Genomic DNA, 25,205 nt, shown 5'->3' with positions numbered 1-25,205 from the left:
TCCGCGCTGGATCAGACCATGTTCAGGCCGCCGGACACCGAAATGGCCTGTCCAGTGATGTATCCGCCATCTTCGGATGCCAGCAGCGCCACAATCCCGGCATAGTCTTCAGGCTCGCCCATGCGGCCCAATGGGATTCCGCGTTCCAGCGAGGCCTTCCACTTTTCGGCATCGGGACCAGTTCCGGCGACTTCGGCCATCATCGGGGTGTTGGTAGGCCCCGGACAGACGCAGTTGCACAGCACGTTCTTGCGGGCGAGTTCGCGGGCAATCGATTTGGTAAAGCTGATGAGCCCGCCCTTGCACGCCGAATAGACCGCTTCCATCGCGGTGCCGACCTTGGCCGCATCTGACGCGATGTTGATGATGCGTCCGCCGCCATTGGCGACCATGCGGCCCGCCACCGCGAAATGGGTGTTGAGATTGCCGGTCAGGTTGATGGCGATGACCTTGTCCCAGAATTCAGGCGTGGTCTTGAGGAACGGGGCCGGGCGGTCCCAACCAGCGTTGTTGACCAGCGTCCAGATCGGGCCAAGTTCAGCCTCGACCGCCTCGACAGCGGCTTGAACGGCGGCAAGGTCGCTCACGTCGAGCTGCCAGGTGCGCACGGTGGCGCTTTCGCCTGCAAGCTTGGCGGTTTCCTCGCCCGCTGCGGTGCTCAGATCGAAGATCGCTACCTTGCAGCCCTCGGCCGCGAGGCGCAGGGTCAGCGCCCTGCCGATGCCTTGTCCGCCGCCGGTCACGATTGCGACCTTGCCTTCCAATCCCTTCACATAGTCCTCCATCCAAATCGCGGGGGTCAGGTCTCGAAGTCCTGTCCGCCCTCAGCCTCTCCGCCCGCCAGCTCCAGCAGACGGCTCTTGATCTTGACCAGCACGATCGCCGCAGCGTCGAGTTCGTCTTCGGTTACGGTGGCGAGGATGTCCGCTTCGACGAGGTCGACGCTTTCACGGATGGTCGTCACCAGTTTCTGGCCGGCGCGGGTCAGGTAGACCCGGCGAGCTCGCGCATCGCGTTCGTCGGCGCGCCGTTCGACAAAGCCGCTGGTTTCCATACGGTCGATCAGACCGCCGATTGCGACCTTGGTCAGGTCGAGGTCGGCGGCCAGCGCCGTCTGGGTCATGCCATCGCGGCGCGAGAGAAACGCCAGCACCCACCACTGCGAACGGGTCAATCCAAGCGGTTTCAGCGCACGATCTACGACGATCCGCCTCAGGCGCGAGACGTCATGGATCAAAAAGCCGAAACGAAGACTGGAATCGAGGTTCTTCTGGATCATCTTGGTAACTCCGGGAGAGGATTCTCCCGGACTAACCGGAGATGCGCCAATGGCAAGTGATGGGGTAAGCAGGTTCACTTTTTCCGGCTCAACTTGCCCTTGAACATGTCGCGCGCGATGATTGTCTTCATCACCTCGATCGAGCCGCCAGCGATCTTCACGATGCGCGCATCGGCATAGGCGCGTGCGATTGGATACTCCCACATGTAGCCCCAGCCGCCGAACAGCTGCAGGCACTTGTCGACCGTTTCGCAATGGAGCTCGGACGTGACCATTTTGGCCATTGCCGCATCAACCGGGTCCAGCTTGCCTTCCATGAACAGTTCGATGCACTTGTCCGTGAACACCCGCGCCATCACGGCACGGGCCTTCAGGTCGGCAAGCACGAACTGGGTGTTCTGGAAGTCGGCAATGGTCTGGTCGAAGGCCTTGCGCTCGCTCGTATAATCAACCGTATAGTCGATTACCGTTTCGATCACTGTGGCCGAGCGGATCGCCTGGGCAAGGCGTTCCTGGGCCAGCTTGGTCATCATCAGCGAGAAGCCTTGCCCTTCCTCGCCGAGCATCGCATCGGCAGGCACGCGCAGGTTATCGAAGAACAGTTCCGACGTGTCCTGTGCCTTCATCCCCAACTTGTCGAGATTCTTGCCGCGATTGAAGCCGGGTGCGTTGGCGTCGACGAGAAACAGCGTGACGCCCTTTGCACCGGCCATGCTGTCGGTCTTGGTGGCGAGCACAATGACATCGCACATCTGGCCGTTGGAGATGAACACCTTCTGGCCGTTGATGAGGAAGTGGTTGCCGTCACGCTCGGCCTTTGTGCGGATCGCTTTCAGATCGCTGCCTGCATGCGGTTCGGTCATGCCGAGCGAGCCGATGGCTTCGCCCCTCACCATCTTTGGCAGCCAATGCGCCTTCTGCTCGTCGCTGCCAAAGGTGAGAATATAGGTGGCGACCAGATCGGTGTGGATCAGGAAGCCCGGACCACTGGCGCCAACCCGCCACATTTCCTCGAACACCACGACGTCGAACAGATAATCGAGGCCAAGGCCACCATACTCTTCCGGCACGGTGCAACACAGCATCCCGGCCTCACCGGCTTTCAGCCAGAGTTCGCGCGGGACGATGCCGTCCTTTTCCCACTGCTCATGGAACGGGACGATTTCCTTTTCGATAAAGCGGCGGACGGTTTCGCGCCACATATCGTGTTCGGGCTGGAAGAGGTTTCTTTCGATCATATGATGTGTCCGACCTTCAGGCGCGCTGCGACTTTTCCTTGGCGACAGAGGCGGCAATCGCTTCGCGCGCTGCCTTCCATTGCTCGGGCGTCAGGTTGGTGAGATCTGCAAACGTCCCGGGACCTGCCAGATGCTGGCCGCCGTCGATGGCGATGGTCTGGCCGGTGAGGTAGGGGCTGGCGTCCGATAGAAGATACGCCACAAGATTGGTCAGTTCGGGCATCCGCCCGAAGCGGCGCATCGGCACGGTATCGCAGTTGGTAGCCGAGCTTTGCGTATCCGGGATCGGATTGAGCTTGTCCCAAGCGCCTTCAGTGGGAAAGGGGCCGGGGGCGGTGGCATTGAGGCGGATGTTGTAAGGGCCCCATTCCGCTGCAAGCGACATGGTCATCGCGTGGATCGCGCCCTTGGCCATGGCCGAGGGCACCACGAATGCAGACCCGGTCCACACCCATGTGGTAAGCATGGACACGACCGAGCCGGGCAGCCCATCGCGGATCCAGCGCTTGCCACAGGAAAGCGTGGCATGGAACGACCCGTCCATGACCGTAGAGGTGATCGCGCGGAAGCCGCGCGCCGAGAGTTCATGGGTGGGCGCGATAAAATTGGCTGCCGCGTTGTTGACCAGGCCGCTGAGCGGCGTTTCCTGCCAGATCGCATCGATCATGGCATCAACCGCATCGGCGTCACGAATGTCGCAGACGTGGGCGCCAACGGGAATCCCGCTGCCTGCCGTGATTTCCTGAGCGGCAGTATCAAGCAGGGCCTGACGGCGCCCGCAAATGTGCACATGTGCGCCAAGCATTGACATTGCGTGCGCGATTTCACGCCCGAGACCGCCGCCGCCGCCCGTAACCAGCACGGCCTTGCCGGCCAGCGCGTCCTTGCTGAAAATTGCCATTACCCTCTCCGTGTCGGCTCTTGCCAGACAATGTTAAGCTGTTTACTACATGATTCGAGGCTGTCAAGGCAAGGCGCTGATAATCGCCGATGTGCTTGATAAGGCAGCTGACAGTAAAATAGTTTGCGGAGGGGCAAGTGACATTTGGAATCACAGGACTGGGCGGATACCTTCCGTCGCTGCGCCTGGATCGCAAGGCCGCATCTCGCGAACTGTCATGGTCGGGATTGCCGATGCCGCGCGCGGGTTTTCGCACCGTTGCGAGCTGGGATGAAGATGCGCTGACGATGGCGGTGGAAGCCGCGCGCAGCTTGTGCGCGGGCGTTGTCCCCTCGGCTTTGCGCTTCGTATCGACTTCGGCCTATTTTACCGACCGGGCGCAATCGGCGATTATGGTCGATGCGCTGGCATTGCCCCGCACCGTTCGGACATCGGATTGTGCCAATTCGCGCCGTGCCGCAACGTCGGCTCTGCTCGATGCGTTGCTGTCCGGTCGTGACGAGATGGTCGTCGCCGCCGAACGCCGTCCAACCCAACCGGGGAGCGCAGCGCAGCTTGCCTTTGGCGATGGGGCTGCTGCGGTACGCACCGGTCCCGATGGGGCCGCGCGGCTGGTCGGACATGCCAGTCTGACGCACGATCTGGTCGACCGCTATTCGTCGCAGGAGCATCCGTTTTCCTACGCCTATGAAGAGCGTTTCGTGCGCGACGTTTCGGCCAAGGAATTGCTGATCCCTGCGGTTCAGGCAGCTTGCGCCAGCGCCGGGATTGCGCCTGCGCAAGTGGCCCATGTGGCTTGCGCCGAACCTGTCGGTGCCACCTGGCGCGCGGTGGCCAAGGCAGTGGGCTGCAGTGCACCCAACCATTGTGAAGGCTTGAGTCAGCAGGCGGGTGACCTTGGCACTGCCCACGCGCTGTTCGGGCTTGGCTTGGCTCTGGCAGCGGCCCGGCCCGGTGACTTTGTGCTGCTGCTGGGCTTTGGTAGCGGCGTCGATGCGCTGGTGTTCGAAATGACCTCCTCCGTGCCCGGAGCCGATACGATGGCTGCGGCGGTGAGCGAGGGGCAGGCACTGACCAGCTATTCGCGGTTCCTCAGCCTGTCCGGTTCGCTCGCACTGGATTGGGGCATGCGTTCGGAGTTCGAGCAGAAGGCGCAAGCCACGGTGCTGGAGCGTGTGGGGCGCGATACGATCGGCTTTATCGGTGGGCGCGACAGCACGGGCAATGTGCAGTTTCCCAAAAGCGCGATGCCGGTCAACCCGGTGCTCGATAAGCCGGAGGTGCTGCAGGATGTGCCGTTGGCGGGCCTTGAGGCAACCATCGTCTCGGTCACCGCAGACCGGCTCAATTTCACGCCCGATCCGCCGTTCGATTTCGGGCTGGTCCAGTTCGACAACGGCGCGCGCGTGTTGATGGAAATGGTGGACCGCCCTGAAAGCGGTTTCAGCGTCGGGCAGCGGGTGCGGATGCGGCTGCGGATCAAGGCGCAGAACGCGAAACTGGGCTTCCGCACCTATTTCTGGAAGGCCGCGCCGCTGGTCCGTCCGTTTTTGGGAGACGCATGATGGCGACGGGCATTCGCGACAAAGTGGCCATCGTCGGCATGGGCTGTACTCGCTTCGGTGAGCGCTGGGACGTTGGTGCAGACGGGCTGATGGTCGAGGCCTTTGCCGAGGCGCTGGCCGACGCCGGAATCGAGCGCGCCCGGATCGAGGCGGCATGGGTTGGCAATGCACTTGATGACATCAACGTTGGCAACAGCGCATTGCCTGCCGCCCACGCGCTGCGGCTGGACAAGGTGCCGGTAACGCGGGTCGAAAACATGTGCGCGACCGGCACCGAAGCCTTGCGCGGCGCTGCCTATGCCGTGGCCAGCGGCGCGGTCGATATCGCACTGGCGATTGGTGTCGAGAAGCTCAAGGACACAGGCTACGGTGGGCTGCCACTACGCACCAAGGGCGTGCAGAACGATCTGTGGATGCCTTATGGCTCCGCGCCGGGCACCTTCGCGCAGCTTGCCGGGGCTTATGCCGCACGGCACGGCATCGACCCTGCCGATCTCAAGCGCGCGATGGCGCACGTTTCGTGGAAGAGCCACCAGAACGGGGCGCTTTCGCCCAAGGCACACTTGCGGGCGGCGGTGGACATGGAGAAGATTCTCGGCGCGCCGCTGATTGCCGATCCGCTCGGCCTGTTCGATTGCTGCGGCGTTTCGGATGGGGCGGCAGCCGCCATCGTGACGACGCCCGAGATTGCCCGCGCGCTGGGGAAGGCCGATCCGGTCACGATCAAGGCTATCCAGCTTTCGGCCAGCAACGGCTGGGAAATGCAGTTCGGCGGGTGGGATGGTGCTTCGGTGCCGAACACGCAGGCCGCGGCCGCGCGGGCTTATGCCGAGGCCGGCATTCGCGATCCCCGTGCCGAGCTGGACCTGACCGAAGTGCATGACTGCTTCTCGATCACCGAACTGGTGATCATGGAAGACCTTGGCCTGTCCGATACCGGCCGTGCGCCGACGGACATTCTCGACGGGCGCTATGACCGGGACGGCGCGATCCCGTGCCAACTCGACGGTGGACTGAAGTGCTTTGGCCACCCGGTCGGCGCAACCGGCCTGCGTATGGCCTATGAGGTCTACAACCAGTTGCAGGGCCGCGCGGGCGAACGTCAGCGTGCTAAGGCGGACTTCGGCCTGACCCATAATCTTGGCGGAACGCCGTTCAACAGCGTGGCCGCTGTGGCGATCCTTGGCCGGCTGAACTGAGAGGACAAGAGCAATGGCAGGCCTTTGGTTTGAACAGTTTACCGTGGGGCAGGTGTTCCGGCACGAAGTCAGGAAAACCGTGCTCGACTATGAGAACAGCCTGTTCTCCTCGCTCACCTACAATCCGGCGCAGATCCACATCGATCACGCTTATTGCGAGCAGACCGAGTTCGGCAAACCGCTGATGAACTCGATTTTCACGCTGGGTCTGGTGATCGGCCTTACCGTGCAGGAAACCACGCTGGGCACGACGGTCGCCAATCTGGGGATGACCGACACGACCTTTCCGCGCCCGGTGTTTTCGGGCGACACGATCCGCGCCGAAACCCGCGTGCTGGAACTCAGGGAAAGCAAGTCGCGGCCCGCACAGGGCATCGTCACGTTCGAGCATATCGGGCTTAACCAGCGTGATGAGATCGTCTGCCGCACGGTGCGCAACGCACTGATGCTGAAGAGCCCGGCATGAGATTGCGTTCACTCCTGTTCGTTCCCGGTGACAGCGAGCGCAAGTTCGCCAAAGCGCGGACGGCTGGTGCCGATGTGCTGATCCTCGATCTTGAGGATGCGGTCGCGCCTTCGATGAAGCTGGCCGCGCGGAGCATGGTGTCCGGTTGGCTGGGCGAGGCCGCGACAATTGACGCGCGGCTGTTCGTCCGGGTCAATCCGCTGGACACCGCGATGACCGCCGATGATCTCGCCGCAGTTGTTCGTCCGGGCCTTGCGGGCATACTCGTGCCCAAGGCCAACGGCGCACAGGACGTGGCAACCGTCGCAGCGATGATCGACGGTCTCGAAGTCGAGGCCGGAATCGCACCCGGCACCGTCAAAATCATGGTGGTCGCGACCGAGACACCGCAGGCGATGTTCGCGCTGGGCAGCTATACGCCTCCGCACCCCCGCCTGATTGGGCTGACCTGGGGCGCCGAGGACCTTGCCGCTGCCATTGGTGCAACCGGCAACAAGGAGCCGGACGGCCATTGGACCGAGCCTTACCGGCTCGCCCGGTCGCTGTGCCTGTTCGCAGCCGCATCTGCAGGCGTCGTTCCGGTCGATACGCTCTACGCCGATTTCCGCGATGGCGAGGGTCTGGAAACAGACTGCCGCCGTGCACGTCGTGACGGGTTCCTTGGCCGCATCGCGATCCATCCGGATCAGGTGGAAACGATCAACCGCTGCTTCACGCCGTCCGAAGAGGAACTGGCCGAGGCGCGCAAGATCGTGGCCGCTTTTGCCGCCAGACCTGACGCCGGAACACTCGGCATCGACGGAAAGATGTACGACATTCCCCACCTCAAGGCCGCGCAAAAGACGTTGGCCGCCGCAGGAGAGAGCGCATGAGTTCTTTTGCCCGGATGGTCTGCCTTGCGATTGTCGCCGGACTGACCGCTTTTCTGCTTTATGCGTTCGCCACAGGCGAGGTCATGGCGGACCAGTTGCATGTCTGGGAGGTGGTCTGGGGCCTCTATGTCTGGGCCGATGCCTATAGCGGCTTCCTCCTCTTTTCGCTGATTATCTACACCTACGAACGACGGCTGGGCTTCACCATCGTCCTGTTCCTTATCACCTGTTCGACCGGAAACATGGTCAACGCCGCATGGTTGCTGTGGCGTGGGCCTGACCTGTTCCGCCGTATTCAGAACACCAAGACGGGGATTTCCTGATGTCTGCTAACCGCCCGCTTCCCACCGAAGAAGATCTGGACGCGATCCGTGAGGGCGTGCGCGCTGTCTGTGCGCCGTTCGATGACGAATATTGGCTTGCCCGCGACGATGACGGCAAGTTTCCGCGCGAGTTCCACCGCGCCATGGCTGACGGTGGCTGGCTGGGCATCACCATGCCCGAGGAATACGGCGGATCGGGCCTTGGCGTAACCGAGGCGATGACGATGATCCGCGAGGTTGCATCGTGCGGCGGCGGATTTGCAGCGTCTTCCACGATCCACATCAACCTGTTCGGCCCGCATCCGATCGTGGTCAAGGGCACGCCCGAGCAAAAGGCGCGCTGGGTGCCCCGGCTCGTTTCGGGTGAGGATCAATGCTGCTTTGGTTTCACCGAGCCTGATGCCGGGCTGAACACTACTCGGATCAAGACCTTCGCCGAGAAGGTGCCGGGCGGTTATGTCGTCAACGGGCAGAAAGTGTGGACCTCGACAGCGCAGGTCGCCAACAAGATCATGTTGCTGACGCGCACCACCAAGTATGAGGATTGTGCGAAGCCGACAGATGGCATCACGATCTTCTACACCGACCTTGATCGTGCAAAGATCGATGTGCACCTGATCCCCAAAATGGGCCGCAAGGCCGTCGATTCCAACGCCATCTTCATCGACGGCCTGTTTATCCCAGACGAGGACCGCATTGGCGATGAGGGCAAGGGCTTCAGCTACATCCTGCACAGCCTGAACCCGGAACGCATCCTGATCGCGGCGGCCGCCATGGGCATCGGCTCGGACGCGCTGCGCCGCGCGGTGCAATATGCCAAGGACCGCGTGGTGTTCGACCGGCCCATCGGCATGAACCAGGGCATCCAGCACCCGCTTGCCGAGCGCTGGACTTACCTCGAAAGCGCGTGGCTCATGGTCGAGAAGGCCGCGCGGCTTTACGACAGTGGCATGCCATGCGGGGCCGAGGCCAATGCGGCCAAGTTCCTTGCCGCGCGCGCCTGCCACGATGCGGCATGGCAAGCCGTCGCCACACACGGCGGATTTGGCTATGCCAAGGAATATCATGTCGAGCGGCTCTACCGCGAATCTGCGCTGACCCGACTTGCCCCGATCACCGAGCAGCTCATTCTCAGCTTCATTGCCGAGAAGGTGCTCGGCCTTCCCAAGAGCTATTGAAAGTCGTCACCATGGGCTTGATGGATGGAAAAGCCGTGCTCGTTACGGGTGCGGGGCGCGGCGTGGGCAGGGGGATCGCGCTGGCCATGGCCGAAGCTGGAGCGGCGGTCGTGGTCAACGATCTGGGTGTTTCGATAACCGGCGATGGGCAGGATGGTCCTTCGCCAGCGGAACAAGTCGTCGAGGAAATCCGCGCAATGGGCGGGCGCGCGGTGGCCAACCATGACAGCGTATCGGACTGGATCGGTGCTGGCCGAATGGTCAAGGCCGCGGTCGACAACTTCGGCCGGATCGACGGCGTGGTGAACAATGCGGGCAACTTGCGCGACGTATTCTTCCACAAGATGAGCCCGGACGATTTCCGCGCAGTGATCGACGTGCACCTGATGGGCAGCTTCAATACCAGTCGTGCCGCCGCGCCGTTCTTCAAGGAACAGGGCAGCGGTGCCTATGTGCACATGACGTCGTCGAGCGGGCTGATCGGCAATTTCGGGCAAGCCAACTATTCCGCCGCCAAGCTCGGCATCGTCGGCCTGTCAAAGTCCATTGCGCTCGACATGCAGCGCTTTGGCGTGCGCTCCAACGCGGTTGCTCCTTGGGCGTGGACACGCATGATCGATTCCATCCCGACCGAAACGCCCGAGCAGAAGGCGCGGGTCGAGGGCCTGAAGAAGCTCGACGCCAACAAGATCGCCCCGTTTTGCGTGGCCCTGTGCAGTGATCAGGCGGCGCATGTGACCGGGCAGATCTTCGGCGTGCGCAACAACGAGATTTACCTGTTCTCGCAGCCGCGCCCTATTCGCACCGCGCACACCGCCCAAGGCTGGACGCCCGAAGCGATCACCGAACGTGTGTTCCCGCAATTCGCCAACGATTTCTATCCGTTGCACCGTTCGGGCGATCTGTTCACGTGGGACCCGGTGTGACGTGATAGATCCCGCTGCCATTTTTGCGCATGATTTCGGGCAGCCGGAACAGTGCTACTTAGCGCGCGATGCAATCCTCTATGCGCTGGGCTTGGGCTTGGGCGCAGACCCGCTGGACCAAGAAGACTTGCGCTTTCTGGATGAGCGCGCGCTGTCGGTCATGCCGACATTTGCGGTAACGCTGTGCTCGCCGGGTATGTGGATCCGCAATCCCGCGCTCGGCGTCGATTTCGGCAAGCTGGTGCATCTGGCGCAATACGCTGAATTTCCCGCACCCTTGCCTGCAGCCGCGAATGTTCGGGGTGAGGCCGAAGTGATTTCGCTGACGGACCGGGGCGAAGGCAAGGGCGCGGTCCTCGTGCTGGAAAGGCGGATCAGCGATGCCGCCACCGGAAAGCTGTACTGCCGCCTGCACCAGACCCTGCTGTTGCGCGGAGATGGCGGTTTCGGCGGTGTTGCCGCAATGCGCCTAGATGAGCCAATGCCCACTGATGCGCCGGATACCACGGCGACTTTCGCAACGTCGCCACGTGCGGCGTTGATCTATCGTCTCTCGGGCGACTGGAATCCGTTGCATCTGGACCCCCAAATCGCGGCGCAGGCAGGCTTCTCCCGCCCCATCCTGCAAGGGCTGGCCAGCTATGGCATCGCCGGAGCAGCGATTTCGCGTGCGCTGGGAAAAGACCCCGCCGCCTTGTCAAAGCTGGCTTGCCGCTTTTCTGGCGTGGTCCTGCCCGGCGACGAACTGAGTTTCAAAGTGTGGAAGCAGGGCGAGGCGAGCGCCCGCTTCTGCGCCTTTGTCGGTGAGCGAAAAGTGCTCGACGAAGGCAAAATCGAATGGAGAAGTGCATGAACGGACGGGATCTGGCAGCCTCGCTGAAGGCCAAACTGCGTGTTCCGGTCATGGCCGGGCCAATGTTCATCGCTTCGACCGCCGACCTGGTGATCGCGCAATGCAAGGGCGGCATCATCGGATCGATGCCCGCGCTCAATCCTCGCACAACCGCCGACCTCGATGCTGACGTGGCCCGGATCAAGGCGAACGTGGGGGACGCGCCGTTTGCGATCAACCTGGTTGCGCACAAGAGCAATTCGCGCCTCGATGCCGATCTTGAAGTGGTGTTGCGCCACAAGGTGCCGATCGTGGTTCTGGCGCTTGCCGCAAACCCCGATTTGGTCTGCACGTTGCAGGCTAACGGCAGCCTGGTGTTTCAGGATGTGATCAAAGACCGCCACGCACGAAAGTGCGCCGAGATGGGCGTCGATGGCATCATCGCAGTTGGCGCTGGTGCGGGCGGGCACACCGGCGATACATCGCCGTTCGCGCTGATGCAGGAAATTCGCGAATGGTGGGATGGATTGCTGCTGCTGTCGGGTTGCATCGCCAATGGGCGGTCGGTGCTGGCCGCGGAAGTACTGGGCGCCGATCTTGCCTATATCGGTTCGCCATTCCTGGCATCCACCGAAGCCAACACGCAAGACGGCTTCAAGCGGATGGTCGTGGAAGGCGCATCGAAGGACATTGTCACCAGCAACGGTTTCACCGGCGTCAATGCCAACTTCCTGCGCCCGTCGTTGATCGAGAACGGGCTCGATCCCGATAATCTGGTGAAACGTAGTGGCGGCGGAATCAACATCGACGGCGGCGGCGATAACGCCAAGGCGTGGAAGGAAATCTGGAGCGCCGGACAGGGTATCGGCGCAGTGAAGCGCGCCGAACCTGCTGGTGATTATATCGACCGGCTGGTTGCTGATTACGATGCCGCGCGGATGGCTATCGGGCTTGAGGCACGGAGCCGATGACCGTCATTGCGCCGGTGGACGCGCTGTTCCAGCCCCTGCAATTGGGCGCGCTGACGTTGCCCAACCGGGTTATCATGGCGCCGCTTACCCGCGCACGCGCCACCCCGGAAAATGTGCCTCAACCGGTGATGGCGCAGTACTATGCGCAGCGCGCGGACTGCGGGCTGATCGTGACCGAGGCCACGGCGGTCGATCCGCAAGGCATGGGTTGGTATCGCGTGCCCGGCATCTGGACCAGCGAGATGATAGATGGCTGGCGGGAGGTAACAGAAGCGGTTCACGCGCGCGGTGGGCGGATATTCTCGCAACTGTGGCATATGGGCAGGCTCGTCCTGCCCGATTACCTCGATGGCGAGCAGCCGATTGGACCTTCGCCGATTGCCGGGGAAGGCCAGACCTTCGCGCCGCCGCCGCCCGACTATGATGGCGGCTTCCTGCCTATGAAGCCCTACGTAATCCCGCGCGAGATGAACGCCGATGACATTGCGAAGGTCGTCGTAGCCTATGGCAGGGGTGCGGCCCATGCCCGCGAGGCCGGTTTCGACGGCATGGAGATCCACGCGGCCAATGGCTATATCATCGACCAGTTCCTTCAATCGAACACCAACCGCAGGACCGATGGTTACGGCGGATCAATTGCCAACCGCACCCGATTTTTGCGGGAAGTGCTGCAAGCTGTAACTGCGCAGATTGACGCAGACCGCGTCGGCATCCGCATCAGCCCGACTAGCGAACGCAAAGGCATGGGCGATGAGAACCCCCGCGCGCTGGCCGAGGCGGTGGCTGCGATGGCGCAGGAGTTCGGCGTTGCCTATATCCACCTGATCGAACCAGTTGCTTCGGGCTTTATGGAAAAGCCTGAAAACCCGGTAGTGGAGAGCGTTCGCAAAATTTTCGGCGGGGTGCTGATCCAGAACGGCAGCTTCGATGCAGAGTCGGCCGATGCCTGTATTGCGGGCGGCAAGGCAGATGCCGTATCGTTCGGTCGCCCCTACATCGCCAACCCCGATTTGGTGACCCGGATGCGCGACGGTCTGCCATTGGCGGATGCAAACATGGACTTCGCCTATGTCGGCGAGGCACGCGGGTATGTGGATTACCCGGCCGCGCGCCCAACCGTCACAGCCTGATGAACAGCACTACTGTCGCGCGCGAATGTCCCGTCCAATATCCTTCAGGATGCATACGGAAAAAATCGCGAACCAGCTGAGCCAGGAGAAATAGGGGAAATAGTAGCTGAGGACGCCATTCCACGCGAACGCCCCTTCCTTCAGGAAAGCCGTGAAACTGGCGGGCAGGAAAGTCAGGCCCGCCCAGATGGCATACCAGCACGCCCAGCGCGGGAGGAGCGGCTTGTCCGACTTGTCATGCAGTCCGGCGATTGCCGCTGCCATCATTTGCAGCGTCGTGCAGAAATAGAGCTGGTCGATAGTCAGCCAACCCATGTCGTGCAGCATCTGGGTTATTTCGGGAGCGCGCTCGGGTCGGAAAGCAGCAGCAATCCAGAATGCCGCGCTCATCGATACAACCATGACCGTCAACGCGCCGCCGATAAGCTGGAGATAAGTCAGCGCCAGCCAGTTTCCCTCGATCTTGGCCATCCGGGCGGAAAGTACCGCCGACCAAGGCAGATAGAGGCAGATGAACACGACCGAGCCGACGAAGCCGACGCGGATGGTCAGGTGATTTTCGCGATAATAATCGGCGATCTGGGTGGCGGACAGGTTAGGTCCGGCAGGCGGCAGGTTTCCGCCGATCCACCCCCAGAACAGAATGAACAGCAAGACAAACGCAGGCCCGCACCATGCGCCAATCCTGAGCCACCGAAGATTTTGGATGTCGGTCATTGCAATCCCCCCTCAAATCTAATTCCGCAGCGTCAAAACGCCGGGGTTCTGGTTCAACCGACGGCGCGCTCCTGCCCATCCCAATAGGGCGCGCGCAGATCCTTCTTGGATATCTTGCCGCTGGGCACGAGCGGGAAACTGTCCATGAACACGATGCGCTTGGGCACTTTGTAGGCGGCAAGGATCGACCGGGCGTGCGTAATCAGGCTGCCTTCGTCGAGGGCGGCCCGCTCATGGCAGACAACACAAGCCATCACCGCCTCGCCCCAACGCGGATCGGGAACGCCAATCACGGCGACCTGTGCAACAGCCGGGTGCGTGGACAGCGCATTCTCAACCTCGGCGGAATAGATGTTTTCCCCGCCCGAAACGATCATGTCCTTGACCCGGTCGACGATGTAATAAAGCCCCTCGGCATCGCGTCTGGCAACGTCGCCGGTGCGATACCACCCATCGGTCAGAACTTTGGCGGTGGCTTCGGGTTGCTTCCAGTAGCCTGCGGTGATCGACGGTGAACGCACGAGAAGTTCGCCGGGTTCACCCTCGGGCATATCCCGGCCTTCTGCATCGACGATGCGAAAGGTGATCAGCGGAAGCGGGCGGCCGCACGATTGCAGTCTGGCTTCATTGTCGAGGTCGTGCTCGTCCGGGCGCAGGATCGAGAATGCGCCACCTGCCTCGGTGGCGCCGTAAAACTGCATGAACTTGCCGGGCATCCGCGCAATCGCACGCTTGATCAGCCCGAGGGAAATCGCCGAACCGGCATAGAGCGTTAGCCGGATCGAGGAGAAATCGGTGGCCTCTGCTTTGGGATGGTCGAGCAGCATCTGGATCATCGTGGGCGTCAGCGTCAGCAGGCTTGGCCGGTCACGCTGGATCACATCGCAGACCAGACCGGGATCGAACTGCCGGACGATCGAGACCGCAACGCCGTTGTAAAGGCACTGGAATGCGATGCCGATGGACAGCAGATGAAAATTGGGAAGGGGGTTTACGAATATGTCCCCCTCCTGCCAGTCGAATGCCGGTTCGAGATGTTCGCACAGGCGCATCCGGTTGAACCCGCCGTGGCTGAGCATGACGCCTTTGGGCAAGCCGGTGGTGCCCGAGGTGTAAAGCTGTACTGCGATGTCCTCCTCGCTCACGGTCATTGCTGGAAGGGTGGTGGGCTGGTTGGCATATTGGCGTTCGAGCGTATCGTCTGCGTCGAACCACACTGTTTCCGGCTTGCTGCCAGCTTGGGCGAGCGCCGCGTTCCAGAGTTCCGACAGGGCGCGTTCGACAAACACCACCGTAGCATCGCTGTCGCCGATCAGTTGCGCCAATTCACCAGCTGAAAGGCGCCAGTTGAATGGGATGAAGGCCGCGCGCGTACGCGCAGATGCGATCAGGGCGAAGTAGAAATCTGGGCTGTTGAGCCCCATGAAACCTACCCTGTCGCCGGGCCGGGTCTGCGCCGCAATCGCATTCGCGATCCGGTTTGCAACCCGATCATATTCGGCAAAAGTGATCGTCCGATCGCCACTGACAAGGGCGCGACGATCAGGCGTGTGGCGGGCATGAAACCCGATGAATTCGCCGAGCGTGCGCACTTCGGGATAATGCCACATGGCTACCTCTCACAGTAGATAATTAGTTTACTAAATCGGGATAGCGCTTTGCCCCGTCGGGCGCAATTGAAACAGTGCAGCAAATTGTTTCCAGACTTACTGCCCAGTGAACTGCGCCAAACGCTTTTCGCCAAAGGCGGTTAGACCTTCGCGCGCGTCAGCAGTACCGGCGACCCTGGCGAGCGCCTGCGCTTCGCGTTCCAGTTGGGAATCCAGCGGTTCACTTGCCGCTGAAACAAGCAGACGTCGGATCTCGCCATAGGCGATGGTCGGACCGGCAGCGAGTTGCTGCGCAATGGCTTCTGCTCGTGCGACCAAGGCATCGGTGGCCACCACTTCGTCAACAAGCCCCACCGCAAGCGCGGTCTGCGCATCGAGCGTTTCGTTGAGAAGGAGGTACTTGCGCGCGCGCGAAAGACCCATTCGGCGGCTGAGCATGACCGAGCTTCCGGCATCGCAGCAGTATCCAATACCGGCATAGGCGGCGACAAAGCGGGTGCTGGTCTCGGCCACGATAATGTCGGCCCCGGCTATCATGCCAGCCATGCCGCCCGCGCAAATACCGTGCACTGCTGCAACGATTGGCGCGTCCATCCGCTGCATTCGCGCGATGCCAACGTGCAGGTCGGCGGTCCAGCGCCGGATTTGTGCGGGCAGGTTGTCCAGATCCTTCAGAAACATCGAAATGTCACCGCCGAAACTGAAGTTCTTTCCCTCGGCGGTTACCAGGACCGCGCGGACAGACGGGTCCGACGACAATGTATTGGCAACGTCACAGAACTCGGCGCAGAAGGTCCCGTCAATGGGATTGCCGCGGGCCGGTTCGATGAAGGTCAGACGGGCGAGGCCGCCCTCACAATCGATGCGCATGGAACTATAGGTCATGGTTTTCGCTCTCGCTTGGGAGTTTGCGCGGTCAGTCGATCAGGAGGATCGCCTTGATGGCCTTGCCGTGGTGGGCATCGTCGATGGCCTGATTGATGTCCTCAAGCCGATAGCTTTTCGAGAATCGTTCGATTGGCAGTCGGCCAGCCTTGTGATGTGCAATAAGCTCGGGCAGGAAAACGTGCGGATCGGAATCGCCTTCGATGATGCCGCGCACCGTGCCACCTTGGGTGATGAACTGCACCACGGGGACCGGCAGGACGGCGTCGAGTGAGCCTGGGACGCCGAGCAGTCCGATCCGGCCGCGATTGGCAATCATGTTCACCGATTGCTCGACAACCGGCATGAAACCGCTGGTGTCGATCACCATGTCCGCGCCTTCCGGCAGGATCGCGCGCACGGCTGCGGCGACGTCGCCCTGACCGTCGAGCACATGGGTCGCGCCCAGTTCCGTCGCAAGCGCACGGCGGCTCTCCTGCGGCTCGACGACGATAACAGCGGAACACTCGGCGATAAGTCCGCCGAGCAGCGCTGACAGCCCGACCGCACCGGCACCGAGGACGACAAGGCTCTCGCCCGGCTTTGCGGCAAGCGAGCGCAACACGCCGCCAGCGCCTGTCTGGATGCCGCAACCGAGCGGCGCGAGCACCGACAGGTCGGCATCGTCATCCACCTTCAGCACATTGCGCTGGTTGGCAATAGCCAGTGTGGCAAAGGACGATTGCCCGAAAAAGTTGTCCGAAACCGGTTGCCCATCCCGCGTGATCCGCGTCGAGCCATCGCCGCGCACGGCGACCATGTTGAGGGGCACAAAATGGTTGCAATAGGCAGGTTCGTCATGGCTGCAAGGCTTGCAAGCGCCGCATGAGTTGAATGTCAGAAGAACCTTGTCGCCCGCCTTGATGTCTGTCACGCCTTCGCCAACCGCATCGACGATGCCCGCCCCTTCATGGCCAAGCACGGCGGGGAATTGCAGGCCCATGGCGCCGGACGCGATGACCAGATCGGTGTGGCAAATGCCCACGGCCTTGATCGCGACGCGGATTTCGCCAGCAAGCGGCTCGGCCACGTCGACCTGTTCGATGGAAAACGGCCCATTGGGCTGATTGAGGACGGCAGCGGTTGCTTGCATCGGAGGGTTTCCGTTTCAGTAGCGGGTGCGGATCGCGTCACGATGACGCGTGAGATAGGCGCGGCTCAGGCCGAGTTGCTGGACACCGTGGCCTGCGTGTGCGCCATCGGGCGTCTGGCATATGACCCGGAGCGAGCTTTGCAGGTAGGTGTTGGACGGACACGGCGCCCAGTAGCAGCCGTTGACCGTGGAATAAGTCAGGTCGAAACGTTTGCCGCGCGTGTCCGTGACCGACAGCTTTCCGCCCATCGGCATGGCGCCCATGTAGTCCTGCTCGCCCTCGCTTGAAACGAGGCCGAACACCTCACCCTTGTCGAGCACATACCCCGACACATGAGGGCCAAGGACGGTGCGCGTGGCGATGTCGTGGCCGGTGAACAGATGGACGGTCAGCGCCTCGCCGAAACTGGCGTGCCACCAGATGACCGCGCCGTTGTCGCGCTCGGGACGCGGGCCCCAGCTGCGATCTCCAGTCTCGACGCAATCCACCGCAAGCGTGCGCCCACGCACGGTCAGCGATCCGGTAATGCGGTAGGTCTGTTCGTAGTGGCCAGACCAGCTGGAATCCCACGCTGGTCCTTGCCGTGCAGCAGCCGTAGGGTCCATCGCCGGATCATTGATGTCATATGGCTCGTGCAGCGCGCGGTACTGCAAGTCGAAGCGGGTATCGTCGATCCCTTCGTACGACAGTTGGTAAAGCTTCAGCGGCTCGATCACTTCGAACGACAGCCCGTTGGGCAGCGTAAAGTTTGTCAGCGTTTTCGGGCAGGGCAGGTGCTGCATGTTGTCGACATAGAGCTGCTCCTCCCACAGAGGCGCGATGCGGTCGAGAATGGTCACGTCGCACATCGCCACGCCCAACTTGGGCCGGGTGACGAGATAGACGATCACGTTGATGTTGGCCTCGGGCACGCAAAACGGCAACGCGAGCGTTTCGGCCCACTGCCAGTGCGAATCTTCCGTAAAGTGGAAGTCGAAGTCCTTAGCCTCGATCATACCGTGTCGAACCCGAATGGCGCGAACCAGCGACGATCTTTCAGAGAGCGCTCGGTTTCGTGTCGAAGGATGATATCGGAAAGATCCGCCTTGGCCTGAGCCGAACCGTCGCTGGCCACAGCCTTGATCAAGGCGTCGACGGCTTCGAGCACCTGCTTGCGGTCCTGGCGCATATGGCCGGACCCGGCGGCATCAGCCGCGTTGCGCAAGCTTTCGATGGCTGCGCTGGTAGCCTCGCCTCCGGTTGTAGAACCGATCAATTCGCGCGCGATTGAGACTGCGTCGCCAAGCTCTTCTTGCTCGAATGCCGGGACATGATCGATCTGCGCCCGCAGGATCTGCAAATGGCCAATGCAGAGATGAACCTGCTCTTGTGCCAGGGAGGCCTCGGGCGGCAGATGTGGCAGGACCACCTCGGAGAGCGAGCGGATTATGCTGGCGAGGCGTTCATCGACATTGGGGGTCATGCGGGCTCTCCCTGCTTGAGCAGGCGGGCAAGATCGCCGGCGAACATTGCCGTGGCCGCGCCAAGGAACGTCAGCAGTACGTCCTGATGATTATGCTGCGAGCGTGCTGCAGCGAGCCCGTTGCCGCCGCAGATGACGTAGCATTTGTAGCTCGACAACAGATCGTAATAGTGAAGCGTGCGGCGGTTTACGGTGCGGCCAGACCGGCGCTCATATTCGGTGATGAACTCCTCGCGCCCGAACAGGTCGCTCGCGCGGAATTCGCCGTTTTCCCAAGTGCCGAAAATCTGCATCAGGACCCAGCCAAGGTCTTCATGGAAATCGCCGATCCGCGCCAGTTCCCAGTCGAGCAGCGCGGTGATTTCGCCACTCGCTTCATCGAACAGGTAATTCCCCGTGCGATAGTCGCCGTGCGTCAACACCAGATTTTCAGGCCCGCAATCCGGCATGTTGTCCGTCAGCCACTGTTCGGCCAGCGCGAGGATGGGGCGGGTCTCTCCCTCATCGATGCGCCACAGCTCGCGCCAATAGTTCATCACCCAGCGCGCTGGCTGCTTCGGGTCGGCGTCGGGGATGTCGAAACCGGGCAGGGGCTTCGCACGGAAGTCATATGCATGGATCGTGACGAGGTGGTCGAGAAACTGGTCACGTAGCTTCGCGCGCAATTCAGAGCCGAGCCAGGTTCCTAGCCCTGAAACCTTCACCCCTGAACCGCTAGGCTTGGTCACGCCCGACACGACCTTCATGATTGCGGCGGGTTGCGGGAAATGGCTTCCGTCGGCGTCGATCCACGCCGCTTCCGGAACCGGCACAACGCCTGTCATGGCAGCAAGCAAGGCAAATTCGCGGCCGCGGTCCGTCTCGGTAATCGCCGATCGCGGGTCCATCCGCAACAGGTACTGCTCCGTCTTCTCGCCCGACGTGAGCGAGAAGAAGAACTGCTCCTTCGATGCCCCCCCGCCGACGCGCTTCACGCCGGTCACGACACGGCCGGGCTGAACTTTGGCGAAGTAGGTCGCCAGCAGTTCGGTCACTTCGGGTATCAGCGCGGCGCGATAGGGCGGAAGCGAGCGATGTGCGGCACGCCGGTCCAGTATCTGCCTATGAACGGCTTCCATTTCGATCATGTCAAAAGCCATCCCTCAATACGGGCCATTGGCGCGGACATGGGCGAGGTACGATGTCGGCCATGCGCATTCCATCCAGCCCACGCCCTTTGTACCGTCGATGGTAACCGTGGCACCGCTTTCGTTGAGGCTGATCGCGGGGTCGGGAATCAGGCAATAGGTACCGTAGACTTTGCCTTCGATTGTGGTCGTCCGTCCCGCACAGTCAGTGACCTGCGCCTTGTAACCGGTCTGCAGATAATGCTCGTCGTAATCGACATTGATCGAGGCGGTGTCGACCCTGCTCATCAGTCCATTCTTGAACACGTAGCCGCGAAGATGCTCCTTCCCCAGCGCGTTGAACCGCCAGAAATGGACGGCTGTGTCGGTGCCTGCCTGGCCCACGAACCATTCGTATTGCTGGAACGGAACCCAGTCACGCGTGCCCCAGGAGTGATCTCGGTGCCCGGTAGCGTCCACATCTATGACGCGATCTCCGATCCGCAGCGTGCCGCGAACACGTCCGGCCTGCTCGATACGGTCGATTGCGCAATACTTCGGGCAACCGCGCGGGTCGGCGCCGTAGGAATAGGGCGGGTGAAATGCTTCGAACGAAACGTCGACGGTGGCTTCCGGAGTTTCCCAGAAGATGCTTGCGCGGTCGAACTTGAGGTCTTGCGCCATGCGGAAACTGTCGATCCGCCAGTCGTCGAAATCCATGTCAGTCGGCACCGGTCGGTCAGCCAAACGCTGCTGGATAGGTTTGTCGCCGACACCAGGCCCGAAGATCGCCAGCGCTGCGCCAGCTTCGCTTGCCTTGTTCACCCAAGTGTACGTGAAAAAGGAAATGCCATGTTCGGGCAGGACCACGATGTAGGGAATGGATTCCCGGGCCATGGGAACATCGGGAAGTGCATGGCGGCCATCGTTTGCGGGATCGATCGCCATTTCCGGTTCGGCAAGCACGCCATTGTCAAACATCAGAATCTCCCGGTTTTATTGTTTCAGGCTGACCAGTATCCGGCCATCAGGATCAGGGTAACGACAGCCAGCCAGAGCGAAAGCAAGGTTCGCAACGGCTGATGATGCCAGCGGACTTCCATGTACTGGCCGAAGATCAAGTGGATCTTCACCGCAGCAAGCAGGACCGCTGCGCTTGCCGCTACGGGGGCCGTGGCTGCGCCTTCGGCCAAGGCGAAACCTGCAATGCTTGCGCCTGCCAGAACCGCCCAGACGATCCAGACCGGGAGCAGGCCCGAAGCCCCGCGCTTGTCGGGCCCGCTCATGCCGCCCTCAACAGGTAGAGCATGGCGAACAGCACGATCCACAACAGGTCGACCATGTGCCAGTAGGCGCCGCCGGCTTCGATCCAGCGCAGCCGCACGGGCTCGGGCTTGTCGGTCTTGCCTGCAATCGCGATGAGCACCAGTAGGACTGCCAAGCCGATGACGAAGTGCAGGAAATGTATTCCGGTGAAGACGAAATAGTAGGTGAAAAACTCGTTTGTGGTCAGGCCGATGCCGTGGGTGAGTTTGGCCTTCCATTCCAAGGCCTTGGACACGCCGAACGGCAGGCCGCTGACGAGGGTCAGAATCATCAATCCCCGTGCCCGCTTCCATGCACCGCGCTGCGCTTCGCGGGTGGCCTGCGCCATGAACGCACCGCTGGTGAGCAGGATCAGCGTGTTGGCGAGGCCAAAGTGCAGGTCGAGCATGGCCCGCGATGTTTCATAGAGGGCGGGATTGGCAACCCGCCCTGCCATGAACACCAGAAAGAAAACCGCAAAAGCGCACATATCGGCCACGATGAAGAACCAGACACCGGAATCTCCGGGGAGGTTCGCGTCGGGCGTAGCGGCGACTTGAGCGGTCACGCGAACATCACTCCCCGCGCTCGATCCGGCCGATAGCCTTGAAGACATAGATCGTCAGCACTGGAACCCACACCATCCAGATGATGAACTCGATCCAGAAGTTGAGGATACCCGAGCGGGCGAACGCACCGTTGCGGAAGTAGGGCATCACGCATTCGAGTACGAACATGAAGCCAACCCAGATGCCGTACCACGCCAGCCATTTTGGGATCAGCGGCACAGCGCGTTTGTCTGCAAGGAAGCCTGCACCCAATGCGAAGAGCTGAACCGACGTTACCGCATAGGCGAGGTCGATCAGCAACCAGGCCATGTCGTAAAGCATCTGGATCATCCAGTCCGGCAAAGCTTCGGGACGGAATGCCGCAGTCAGCCAGAACGAAGTCGGGATGAGTACGGTAATCGTCGTCCAGGCCGCGCCGACGCGAGCCAGTTGAACGACGAGTGCGTTACCGCCGCTGCCCGATGCCTGCTCCAGAACCTTGGCGACCGCGTAACCCCACACGCCGTATGCAGGGGCAAAAGTCATCGCGACCACCATACCCAGCCGAACGCCGTTGGCATTCTGCCTGAACCAGCCTGCAACCTCGCTGGCGGGCGCATCTGGCGGGAATGGCGGAAAATTGTGTCCGAGAAGGCCCCAGCATACGTAAAAGACCGCGACGAACAATGGTCCCATGAGTGCGCAGAAGCGCCAGTACCGTGTATTGACCGTGCCCGTATTCGAATTGCCTGTCATGCCATTTTCTCCGCGAAAAAGTGGGGCGGAAGCAACACTTCCGCCCCGGCAGGTGTGGAGAGATCAGAAGCGCATCGTTGCTTCCAAGCCATAGGTACGCGGCTGCGCGCGGACGCGGTAGCCATTGCCAAACAGGTTCTCGATCGAGATGCCGAAAGGATAATAGACCTTGTTGGTCAGGTTCTTGCCCCACACGGCGAGCGAGTAGTTGCCGCGTGCCAGCGTAATGCGGCCGTTGAGCAGCCAGTAGTTTCCTTCGCCGTTACCGAATTTGCCCGAGGCGACCGCAGGCAGAGGGCCGCGGCTGTAGTCCTTGAACGAGTCGAAGTAGAACCGGCCCGAGTAGTTGGCGTCGCCGTGGAAAGTCAGCTTGTTGGTGCCGTCGTTGATCGCATCATAATCGAAGCCCAGCGACGCCGATGTCTTGGCAGCATAAGGGAAGGGGTTCCCTGCCACGCTGACTGGTCCGCCCGAAGACACGACGCAGCTGCCAAGCTGTGCCGGGAATTTAGGGATGGATGCCGGGTTTGCCGGGCAAGCGCCGTCCTTGTATGAACTGTCCAGCAGGCCGAAGCTGGCGTTCAGGGTCAGGCTTTCGATCGGCTTGAGGATCAATTCGGCTTCCATGCCCTTCATCGTTCCATCGAGCGAGATCAGGTTGGCAGTCGCCGACGCGTCCACGACCTGGCCCTGCTGGCCTTGGTAATCATAGATGAAGGCCGAGATGTTGAACTGGCCGCGATTGTCCCAGAAGCGCGACTTGAGACCAATTTCGTATGCGTTCACCTGCTCGGGCTTCACGAAGTACACCTGATTGGCGCTGCCATAGGCGAGGCCGTTGAAGGTGCCTGCGCGGTAGCCACGGCTGTAGCTGCCATAGACCATCACACCATCGACCGGTTTCCAATCGAGGATTGCACGACCCGAGAATTTGCCCGACGAGCCATCCTGCGACAGACCTTTCGGAAGCGGGATGCCGAGGCCCTGGAATGAGGGAATGACCGTCTGGCCAGCCTCGTTCTTGACGTCCTGCAGGAAGTAGGGCGAGAATGCACCGCCCTGCTTGAACTCTGAGACCGTGATCAGGCGCGCCGTGCCGGCATCATCGAAATAGGTCGTGATTCCGTCGCGGAAGTGGTTGTTATCCTTGGTGTAGCGCAGGCCGGCAGTGAACTTGACTGTCGAAGTTACCTCGAAGCTTCCTTCACCATAGATGGCGAAGCTGTCGCGTTCCTGCTTGAAATGCTGTGTGGCGCGAATGCCAGTGGGGAGCGAGCCTGCCGAAAGGCCGGCACCGTTGAAAGCACCACCCGGATTGAAGTAGCTGGCTGGCAGGCCCACTGCTGTGCGCACGTCACTGGTGAAGTTGAAGAAGTCCGGCGTGTTGTCGGCGGTGACGCTGTCCTTGCCGTAGTAGGCGCCGACGATCATCTTGAAGCGGCCGCCGTTGTAATCGAGCCGCAGATCCTGATTGAACGCATGGAAACCGGACCGGTATCCGATCGAGCACAAGCGCAGCGGCGATGCGTCGCAGTCAGTAGCGGTCTGCTGATAAAGACCGTCATCGTAGCCGGTGATCGAAACCAGCTTCAGATTGTCGCTCAGTTCGAAACGCGCATCGAACACTACGCCGCGCGCTCTGGTGCGGGCAATGCCGACGGTGTCCGCTTCGATTTCGTTGATGCCGAGACCACGGCCCGACTGACTGTAGCTTGCAGGGACAAGGCCTGCAGGAGACAGAGCGCCGAACAGTCCGCCAAGCAGGAAGTTGGGGCTGGTGTAGTTGATCAGGTCGCTCGTCCTGGACTGACCCGTGGGAAGCGGGGTTTCCGTGCCGCCTTCGGATTCTGCGGCATAGACCTTGAGGCGAAGATCGATCCTGTCGGACGGTTGCGCCCGAATGATGATGCGTCCGCCGAAGGTTTCAGCACCCCCGGGATTGATGCCCGAGTTCTTGTTGAGGCCTGAAAGCCCGAACGCAGACGCGGTGCCAGGTCCGGCGGCAAGGCGGTTGTGCACATAAGGGTCGGAATTGACGTAAGTGCCAGCGATGCGAACGCCGAGCTTGTCTTCAACTGCAGTCAATTCGAGCGCGCCTTCGGCACTGAACCGGTTGAAGTTGGCATATCCGGCCGTCACATAGCCTTCGTTGCCTGAAAGACTGGGGGCGTGGGTGATGAAGTTGATCGCGCCGCCGGTGGTGTTGCGGCCATAGAGCGTGCCCTGCGGGCCGCGCACGACTTCGATCTGTTGAAGGTCATAGAGCTGCTGGCCATGGCTCGAACGGAATGCCTGATAGACTTCGTCTACATAGACGCCGACCGGTGAGGCTGCGTTTGCATTGTATTCAGTGCCGACACCGACGCCGCGCAGCGAGAAATTCGGCTGGGTTTGGCCATAAGGCGACGACACCTGAAGATTCGGCATCGAGTTGCTCAGATCCGATGTCTCGAACACGCCCTTGGCCTGCAGAGCCGATGCAGGGATCGCGGAAACCGCGACCGGCACGCTCTGCAGATTTTCCGAACGCTTGGTTGCGGTCACGACGATCTCGGCAAGGCCCTGGCCTTCCGATGCCTGCGCCGCTTGTTCCTCTGCAGCATTTTCTGCAGCAATTGCAGGCGTTGCCATCATCATGGCAATCACGCCCAGGCTCACATGCCCCAACGCTTTCATAGCATCCTCCCTAATGTTCCCAAACCCTAGTCACGTCGCGTTTGTTTCAACTTTTTGCGTGACCTTCCTACGTAAATTAGGATAGAGCGGATGAATGTCAACTGATTTACGACATTTGAAATTTATG

The 25,205-nt window shown here is 61.4% G+C and carries 26 protein-coding genes; 10 read left to right on the top strand and 16 right to left on the bottom strand.

Annotated features, from left to right (window positions below; translation table 11 throughout):
* Positions 1-11: 11 nt before the first annotated feature.
* The 4 genes from RM192_RS10710 to RM192_RS10695 all read right to left on the bottom strand — a co-directional run bounded on the left by RM192_RS10710 (position 12) and on the right by RM192_RS10695 (position 3,418).
* The gene (locus RM192_RS10710; RefSeq protein WP_311507530.1) at positions 12-773 is read right to left on the bottom strand and encodes an SDR family oxidoreductase; all 762 of its coding nucleotides are present in this window, start codon (positions 771-773) and stop codon (positions 12-14) included.
* A 26-nt stretch (positions 774-799) separates the two neighbouring features.
* Positions 800-1,279, bottom strand: coding sequence for a MarR family transcriptional regulator (locus RM192_RS10705; protein WP_311507529.1), 480 nt, complete (start codon positions 1,277-1,279; stop codon positions 800-802).
* Between the two features lie 74 nt (positions 1,280-1,353).
* The gene (locus RM192_RS10700; protein ID WP_311507528.1) at positions 1,354-2,517 is read right to left on the bottom strand and encodes an acyl-CoA dehydrogenase family protein; all 1,164 of its coding nucleotides are present in this window, start codon (positions 2,515-2,517) and stop codon (positions 1,354-1,356) included.
* A 16-nt stretch (positions 2,518-2,533) separates the two neighbouring features.
* Positions 2,534-3,418, bottom strand: coding sequence for an SDR family oxidoreductase (locus RM192_RS10695; RefSeq protein ID WP_311507527.1), 885 nt, complete (start codon positions 3,416-3,418; stop codon positions 2,534-2,536).
* 137 nt (positions 3,419-3,555) lie between these two features.
* Between RM192_RS10695 and RM192_RS10690 the strand changes: the two genes are divergently transcribed.
* Genes RM192_RS10690 through RM192_RS10645 form a run of 10 tightly spaced genes read left to right on the top strand, consistent with a single transcriptional unit; the run spans position 3,556 to position 12,880 of the window.
* Positions 3,556-4,983 (top strand): OB-fold domain-containing protein, encoded by a 1,428-nt coding sequence (locus RM192_RS10690; protein ID WP_311507526.1) that lies wholly within the window; start codon positions 3,556-3,558, stop codon positions 4,981-4,983.
* Positions 4,983-6,182, top strand: coding sequence for an acetyl-CoA acetyltransferase (locus RM192_RS10685; protein WP_311507525.1), 1,200 nt, complete (start codon positions 4,983-4,985; stop codon positions 6,180-6,182). The genes RM192_RS10690 and RM192_RS10685 overlap by 1 nt, the downstream gene beginning before the upstream one ends.
* A 13-nt stretch (positions 6,183-6,195) precedes the next feature.
* A complete protein-coding gene (locus tag RM192_RS10680) occupies positions 6,196-6,648 on the top strand; it encodes a MaoC family dehydratase (protein ID WP_311507524.1) in 453 nt (150 codons plus the stop codon).
* Positions 6,645-7,520: a CoA ester lyase gene (locus tag RM192_RS10675; protein WP_311507523.1), complete on the top strand. Its 876-nt coding sequence runs from the start codon at positions 6,645-6,647 to the stop codon at positions 7,518-7,520. Before RM192_RS10680 ends, RM192_RS10675 begins: the two co-directional genes overlap by 4 nt.
* Entirely contained in the window at positions 7,517-7,843 is a 327-nt protein-coding gene (locus RM192_RS10670) for a hypothetical protein (RefSeq protein WP_311507522.1), read from the top strand. Before RM192_RS10675 ends, RM192_RS10670 begins: the two co-directional genes overlap by 4 nt.
* Entirely contained in the window at positions 7,843-9,021 is a 1,179-nt protein-coding gene (locus tag RM192_RS10665; RefSeq protein ID WP_311507521.1) for an acyl-CoA dehydrogenase family protein, read from the top strand. Before RM192_RS10670 ends, RM192_RS10665 begins: the two co-directional genes overlap by 1 nt.
* On the top strand, positions 9,018-9,947 hold the full coding sequence (locus tag RM192_RS10660; RefSeq protein ID WP_311507520.1) for an SDR family NAD(P)-dependent oxidoreductase: 930 nt from the start codon (positions 9,018-9,020) through the stop codon (positions 9,945-9,947). Before RM192_RS10665 ends, RM192_RS10660 begins: the two co-directional genes overlap by 4 nt.
* 1 nt (position 9,948) lies before the next feature.
* Entirely contained in the window at positions 9,949-10,800 is an 852-nt protein-coding gene (locus RM192_RS10655; protein ID WP_311507519.1) for a MaoC/PaaZ C-terminal domain-containing protein, read from the top strand.
* On the top strand, positions 10,797-11,750 hold the full coding sequence (locus RM192_RS10650; RefSeq protein ID WP_311507518.1) for a nitronate monooxygenase: 954 nt from the start codon (positions 10,797-10,799) through the stop codon (positions 11,748-11,750). Before RM192_RS10655 ends, RM192_RS10650 begins: the two co-directional genes overlap by 4 nt.
* Complete coding sequence (locus tag RM192_RS10645; RefSeq protein WP_311507517.1) at positions 11,747-12,880, top strand: alkene reductase; 1,134 nt, start codon at positions 11,747-11,749, stop codon at positions 12,878-12,880. The genes RM192_RS10650 and RM192_RS10645 overlap by 4 nt, the downstream gene beginning before the upstream one ends.
* A 9-nt stretch (positions 12,881-12,889) precedes the next feature.
* On the opposite strand, the gene RM192_RS10640 is transcribed toward RM192_RS10645, so the two are convergent.
* The 12 genes from RM192_RS10640 to RM192_RS10585 form a co-directional block, all read right to left on the bottom strand.
* On the bottom strand, positions 12,890-13,597 hold the full coding sequence (locus RM192_RS10640) for a hypothetical protein (protein WP_311507516.1): 708 nt from the start codon (positions 13,595-13,597) through the stop codon (positions 12,890-12,892).
* Positions 13,598-13,650: 53 nt separating this feature from the next.
* Positions 13,651-15,207 carry a long-chain-fatty-acid--CoA ligase gene (locus RM192_RS10635; RefSeq protein WP_311507515.1) on the bottom strand — a complete coding sequence of 519 codons (1,557 nt, stop codon included), beginning with the start codon at positions 15,205-15,207 and terminating at the stop codon, positions 13,651-13,653.
* Between the two features lie 96 nt (positions 15,208-15,303).
* On the bottom strand, positions 15,304-16,092 hold the full coding sequence (locus tag RM192_RS10630; RefSeq protein WP_311507514.1) for an enoyl-CoA hydratase/isomerase family protein: 789 nt from the start codon (positions 16,090-16,092) through the stop codon (positions 15,304-15,306).
* A 31-nt stretch (positions 16,093-16,123) separates the two neighbouring features.
* Positions 16,124-17,224, bottom strand: a complete 1,101-nt coding sequence (locus RM192_RS10625) for an NAD(P)-dependent alcohol dehydrogenase (protein WP_311507513.1) — start codon at positions 17,222-17,224, stop codon at positions 16,124-16,126.
* Positions 17,225-17,239: 15 nt separating this feature from the next.
* Positions 17,240-18,220 carry a hypothetical protein gene (locus tag RM192_RS10620; RefSeq protein WP_311507512.1) on the bottom strand — a complete coding sequence of 327 codons (981 nt, stop codon included), beginning with the start codon at positions 18,218-18,220 and terminating at the stop codon, positions 17,240-17,242.
* Positions 18,217-18,687, bottom strand: a complete 471-nt coding sequence (locus tag RM192_RS10615; protein WP_311507511.1) for a hypothetical protein — start codon at positions 18,685-18,687, stop codon at positions 18,217-18,219. Before RM192_RS10615 ends, RM192_RS10620 begins: the two co-directional genes overlap by 4 nt.
* Entirely contained in the window at positions 18,684-19,826 is a 1,143-nt protein-coding gene (locus tag RM192_RS10610; protein ID WP_311507510.1) for a phosphotransferase family protein, read from the bottom strand. Before RM192_RS10610 ends, RM192_RS10615 begins: the two co-directional genes overlap by 4 nt.
* Positions 19,827-19,829: 3 nt before the next feature.
* The gene (locus RM192_RS10605) at positions 19,830-20,774 is read right to left on the bottom strand and encodes a hypothetical protein (RefSeq protein ID WP_311507509.1); all 945 of its coding nucleotides are present in this window, start codon (positions 20,772-20,774) and stop codon (positions 19,830-19,832) included.
* Positions 20,775-20,797: 23 nt separating this feature from the next.
* Positions 20,798-21,079, bottom strand: coding sequence for a cytochrome C oxidase subunit IV family protein (locus tag RM192_RS10600; protein WP_311507508.1), 282 nt, complete (start codon positions 21,077-21,079; stop codon positions 20,798-20,800).
* Positions 21,076-21,666, bottom strand: coding sequence for a cytochrome c oxidase subunit 3 (locus RM192_RS10595; RefSeq protein ID WP_311507507.1), 591 nt, complete (start codon positions 21,664-21,666; stop codon positions 21,076-21,078). The genes RM192_RS10600 and RM192_RS10595 overlap by 4 nt, the downstream gene beginning before the upstream one ends.
* A 7-nt stretch (positions 21,667-21,673) precedes the next feature.
* The gene (locus RM192_RS10590) at positions 21,674-22,402 is read right to left on the bottom strand and encodes a hypothetical protein (protein ID WP_311507506.1); all 729 of its coding nucleotides are present in this window, start codon (positions 22,400-22,402) and stop codon (positions 21,674-21,676) included.
* Positions 22,403-22,465: 63 nt separating this feature from the next.
* Positions 22,466-25,078, bottom strand: coding sequence for a TonB-dependent receptor domain-containing protein (locus RM192_RS10585; protein WP_311507505.1), 2,613 nt, complete (start codon positions 25,076-25,078; stop codon positions 22,466-22,468).
* Positions 25,079-25,205: the final 127 nt, after the last annotated feature.

The organism is Novosphingobium sp. MMS21-SN21R, from assembly GCF_031846015.1.
In the GTDB taxonomy this organism is placed as follows: Bacteria; Pseudomonadota; Alphaproteobacteria; order Sphingomonadales; family Sphingomonadaceae; genus Novosphingobium.
This window is presented reverse-complemented; position numbering and strand designations above follow the sequence as displayed.

Coding starts and splice junctions, on each gene's coding strand:
- RM192_RS10705 (WP_311507529.1), bottom strand. CDS start 1,279: ATGATCCAGAAGAACCTCGATTCCAGTCTTCGTTTCGGCTTTTTGATC.
- RM192_RS10700 (WP_311507528.1), bottom strand. CDS start 2,517: ATGATCGAAAGAAACCTCTTCCAGCCCGAACACGATATGTGGCGCGAA.
- RM192_RS10695 (WP_311507527.1), bottom strand. CDS start 3,418: ATGGCAATTTTCAGCAAGGACGCGCTGGCCGGCAAGGCCGTGCTGGTT.
- RM192_RS10685 (WP_311507525.1), top strand. CDS start 4,983: ATGGCGACGGGCATTCGCGACAAAGTGGCCATCGTCGGCATGGGCTGT.
- RM192_RS10680 (WP_311507524.1), top strand. CDS start 6,196: ATGGCAGGCCTTTGGTTTGAACAGTTTACCGTGGGGCAGGTGTTCCGG.
- RM192_RS10675 (WP_311507523.1), top strand. CDS start 6,645: ATGAGATTGCGTTCACTCCTGTTCGTTCCCGGTGACAGCGAGCGCAAG.
- RM192_RS10670 (WP_311507522.1), top strand. CDS start 7,517: ATGAGTTCTTTTGCCCGGATGGTCTGCCTTGCGATTGTCGCCGGACTG.
- RM192_RS10665 (WP_311507521.1), top strand. CDS start 7,843: ATGTCTGCTAACCGCCCGCTTCCCACCGAAGAAGATCTGGACGCGATC.
- RM192_RS10650 (WP_311507518.1), top strand. CDS start 10,797: ATGAACGGACGGGATCTGGCAGCCTCGCTGAAGGCCAAACTGCGTGTT.
- RM192_RS10645 (WP_311507517.1), top strand. CDS start 11,747: ATGACCGTCATTGCGCCGGTGGACGCGCTGTTCCAGCCCCTGCAATTG.
- RM192_RS10640 (WP_311507516.1), bottom strand. CDS start 13,597: ATGACCGACATCCAAAATCTTCGGTGGCTCAGGATTGGCGCATGGTGC.
- RM192_RS10635 (WP_311507515.1), bottom strand. CDS start 15,207: ATGTGGCATTATCCCGAAGTGCGCACGCTCGGCGAATTCATCGGGTTT.
- RM192_RS10630 (WP_311507514.1), bottom strand. CDS start 16,092: ATGACCTATAGTTCCATGCGCATCGATTGTGAGGGCGGCCTCGCCCGT.
- RM192_RS10625 (WP_311507513.1), bottom strand. CDS start 17,224: ATGCAAGCAACCGCTGCCGTCCTCAATCAGCCCAATGGGCCGTTTTCC.
- RM192_RS10620 (WP_311507512.1), bottom strand. CDS start 18,220: ATGATCGAGGCTAAGGACTTCGACTTCCACTTTACGGAAGATTCGCAC.
- RM192_RS10615 (WP_311507511.1), bottom strand. CDS start 18,687: ATGACCCCCAATGTCGATGAACGCCTCGCCAGCATAATCCGCTCGCTC.
- RM192_RS10610 (WP_311507510.1), bottom strand. CDS start 19,826: ATGGCTTTTGACATGATCGAAATGGAAGCCGTTCATAGGCAGATACTG.
- RM192_RS10605 (WP_311507509.1), bottom strand. CDS start 20,774: ATGTTTGACAATGGCGTGCTTGCCGAACCGGAAATGGCGATCGATCCC.
- RM192_RS10600 (WP_311507508.1), bottom strand. CDS start 21,079: ATGAGCGGGCCCGACAAGCGCGGGGCTTCGGGCCTGCTCCCGGTCTGG.
- RM192_RS10590 (WP_311507506.1), bottom strand. CDS start 22,402: ATGACAGGCAATTCGAATACGGGCACGGTCAATACACGGTACTGGCGC.
- RM192_RS10585 (WP_311507505.1), bottom strand. CDS start 25,078: ATGAAAGCGTTGGGGCATGTGAGCCTGGGCGTGATTGCCATGATGATG.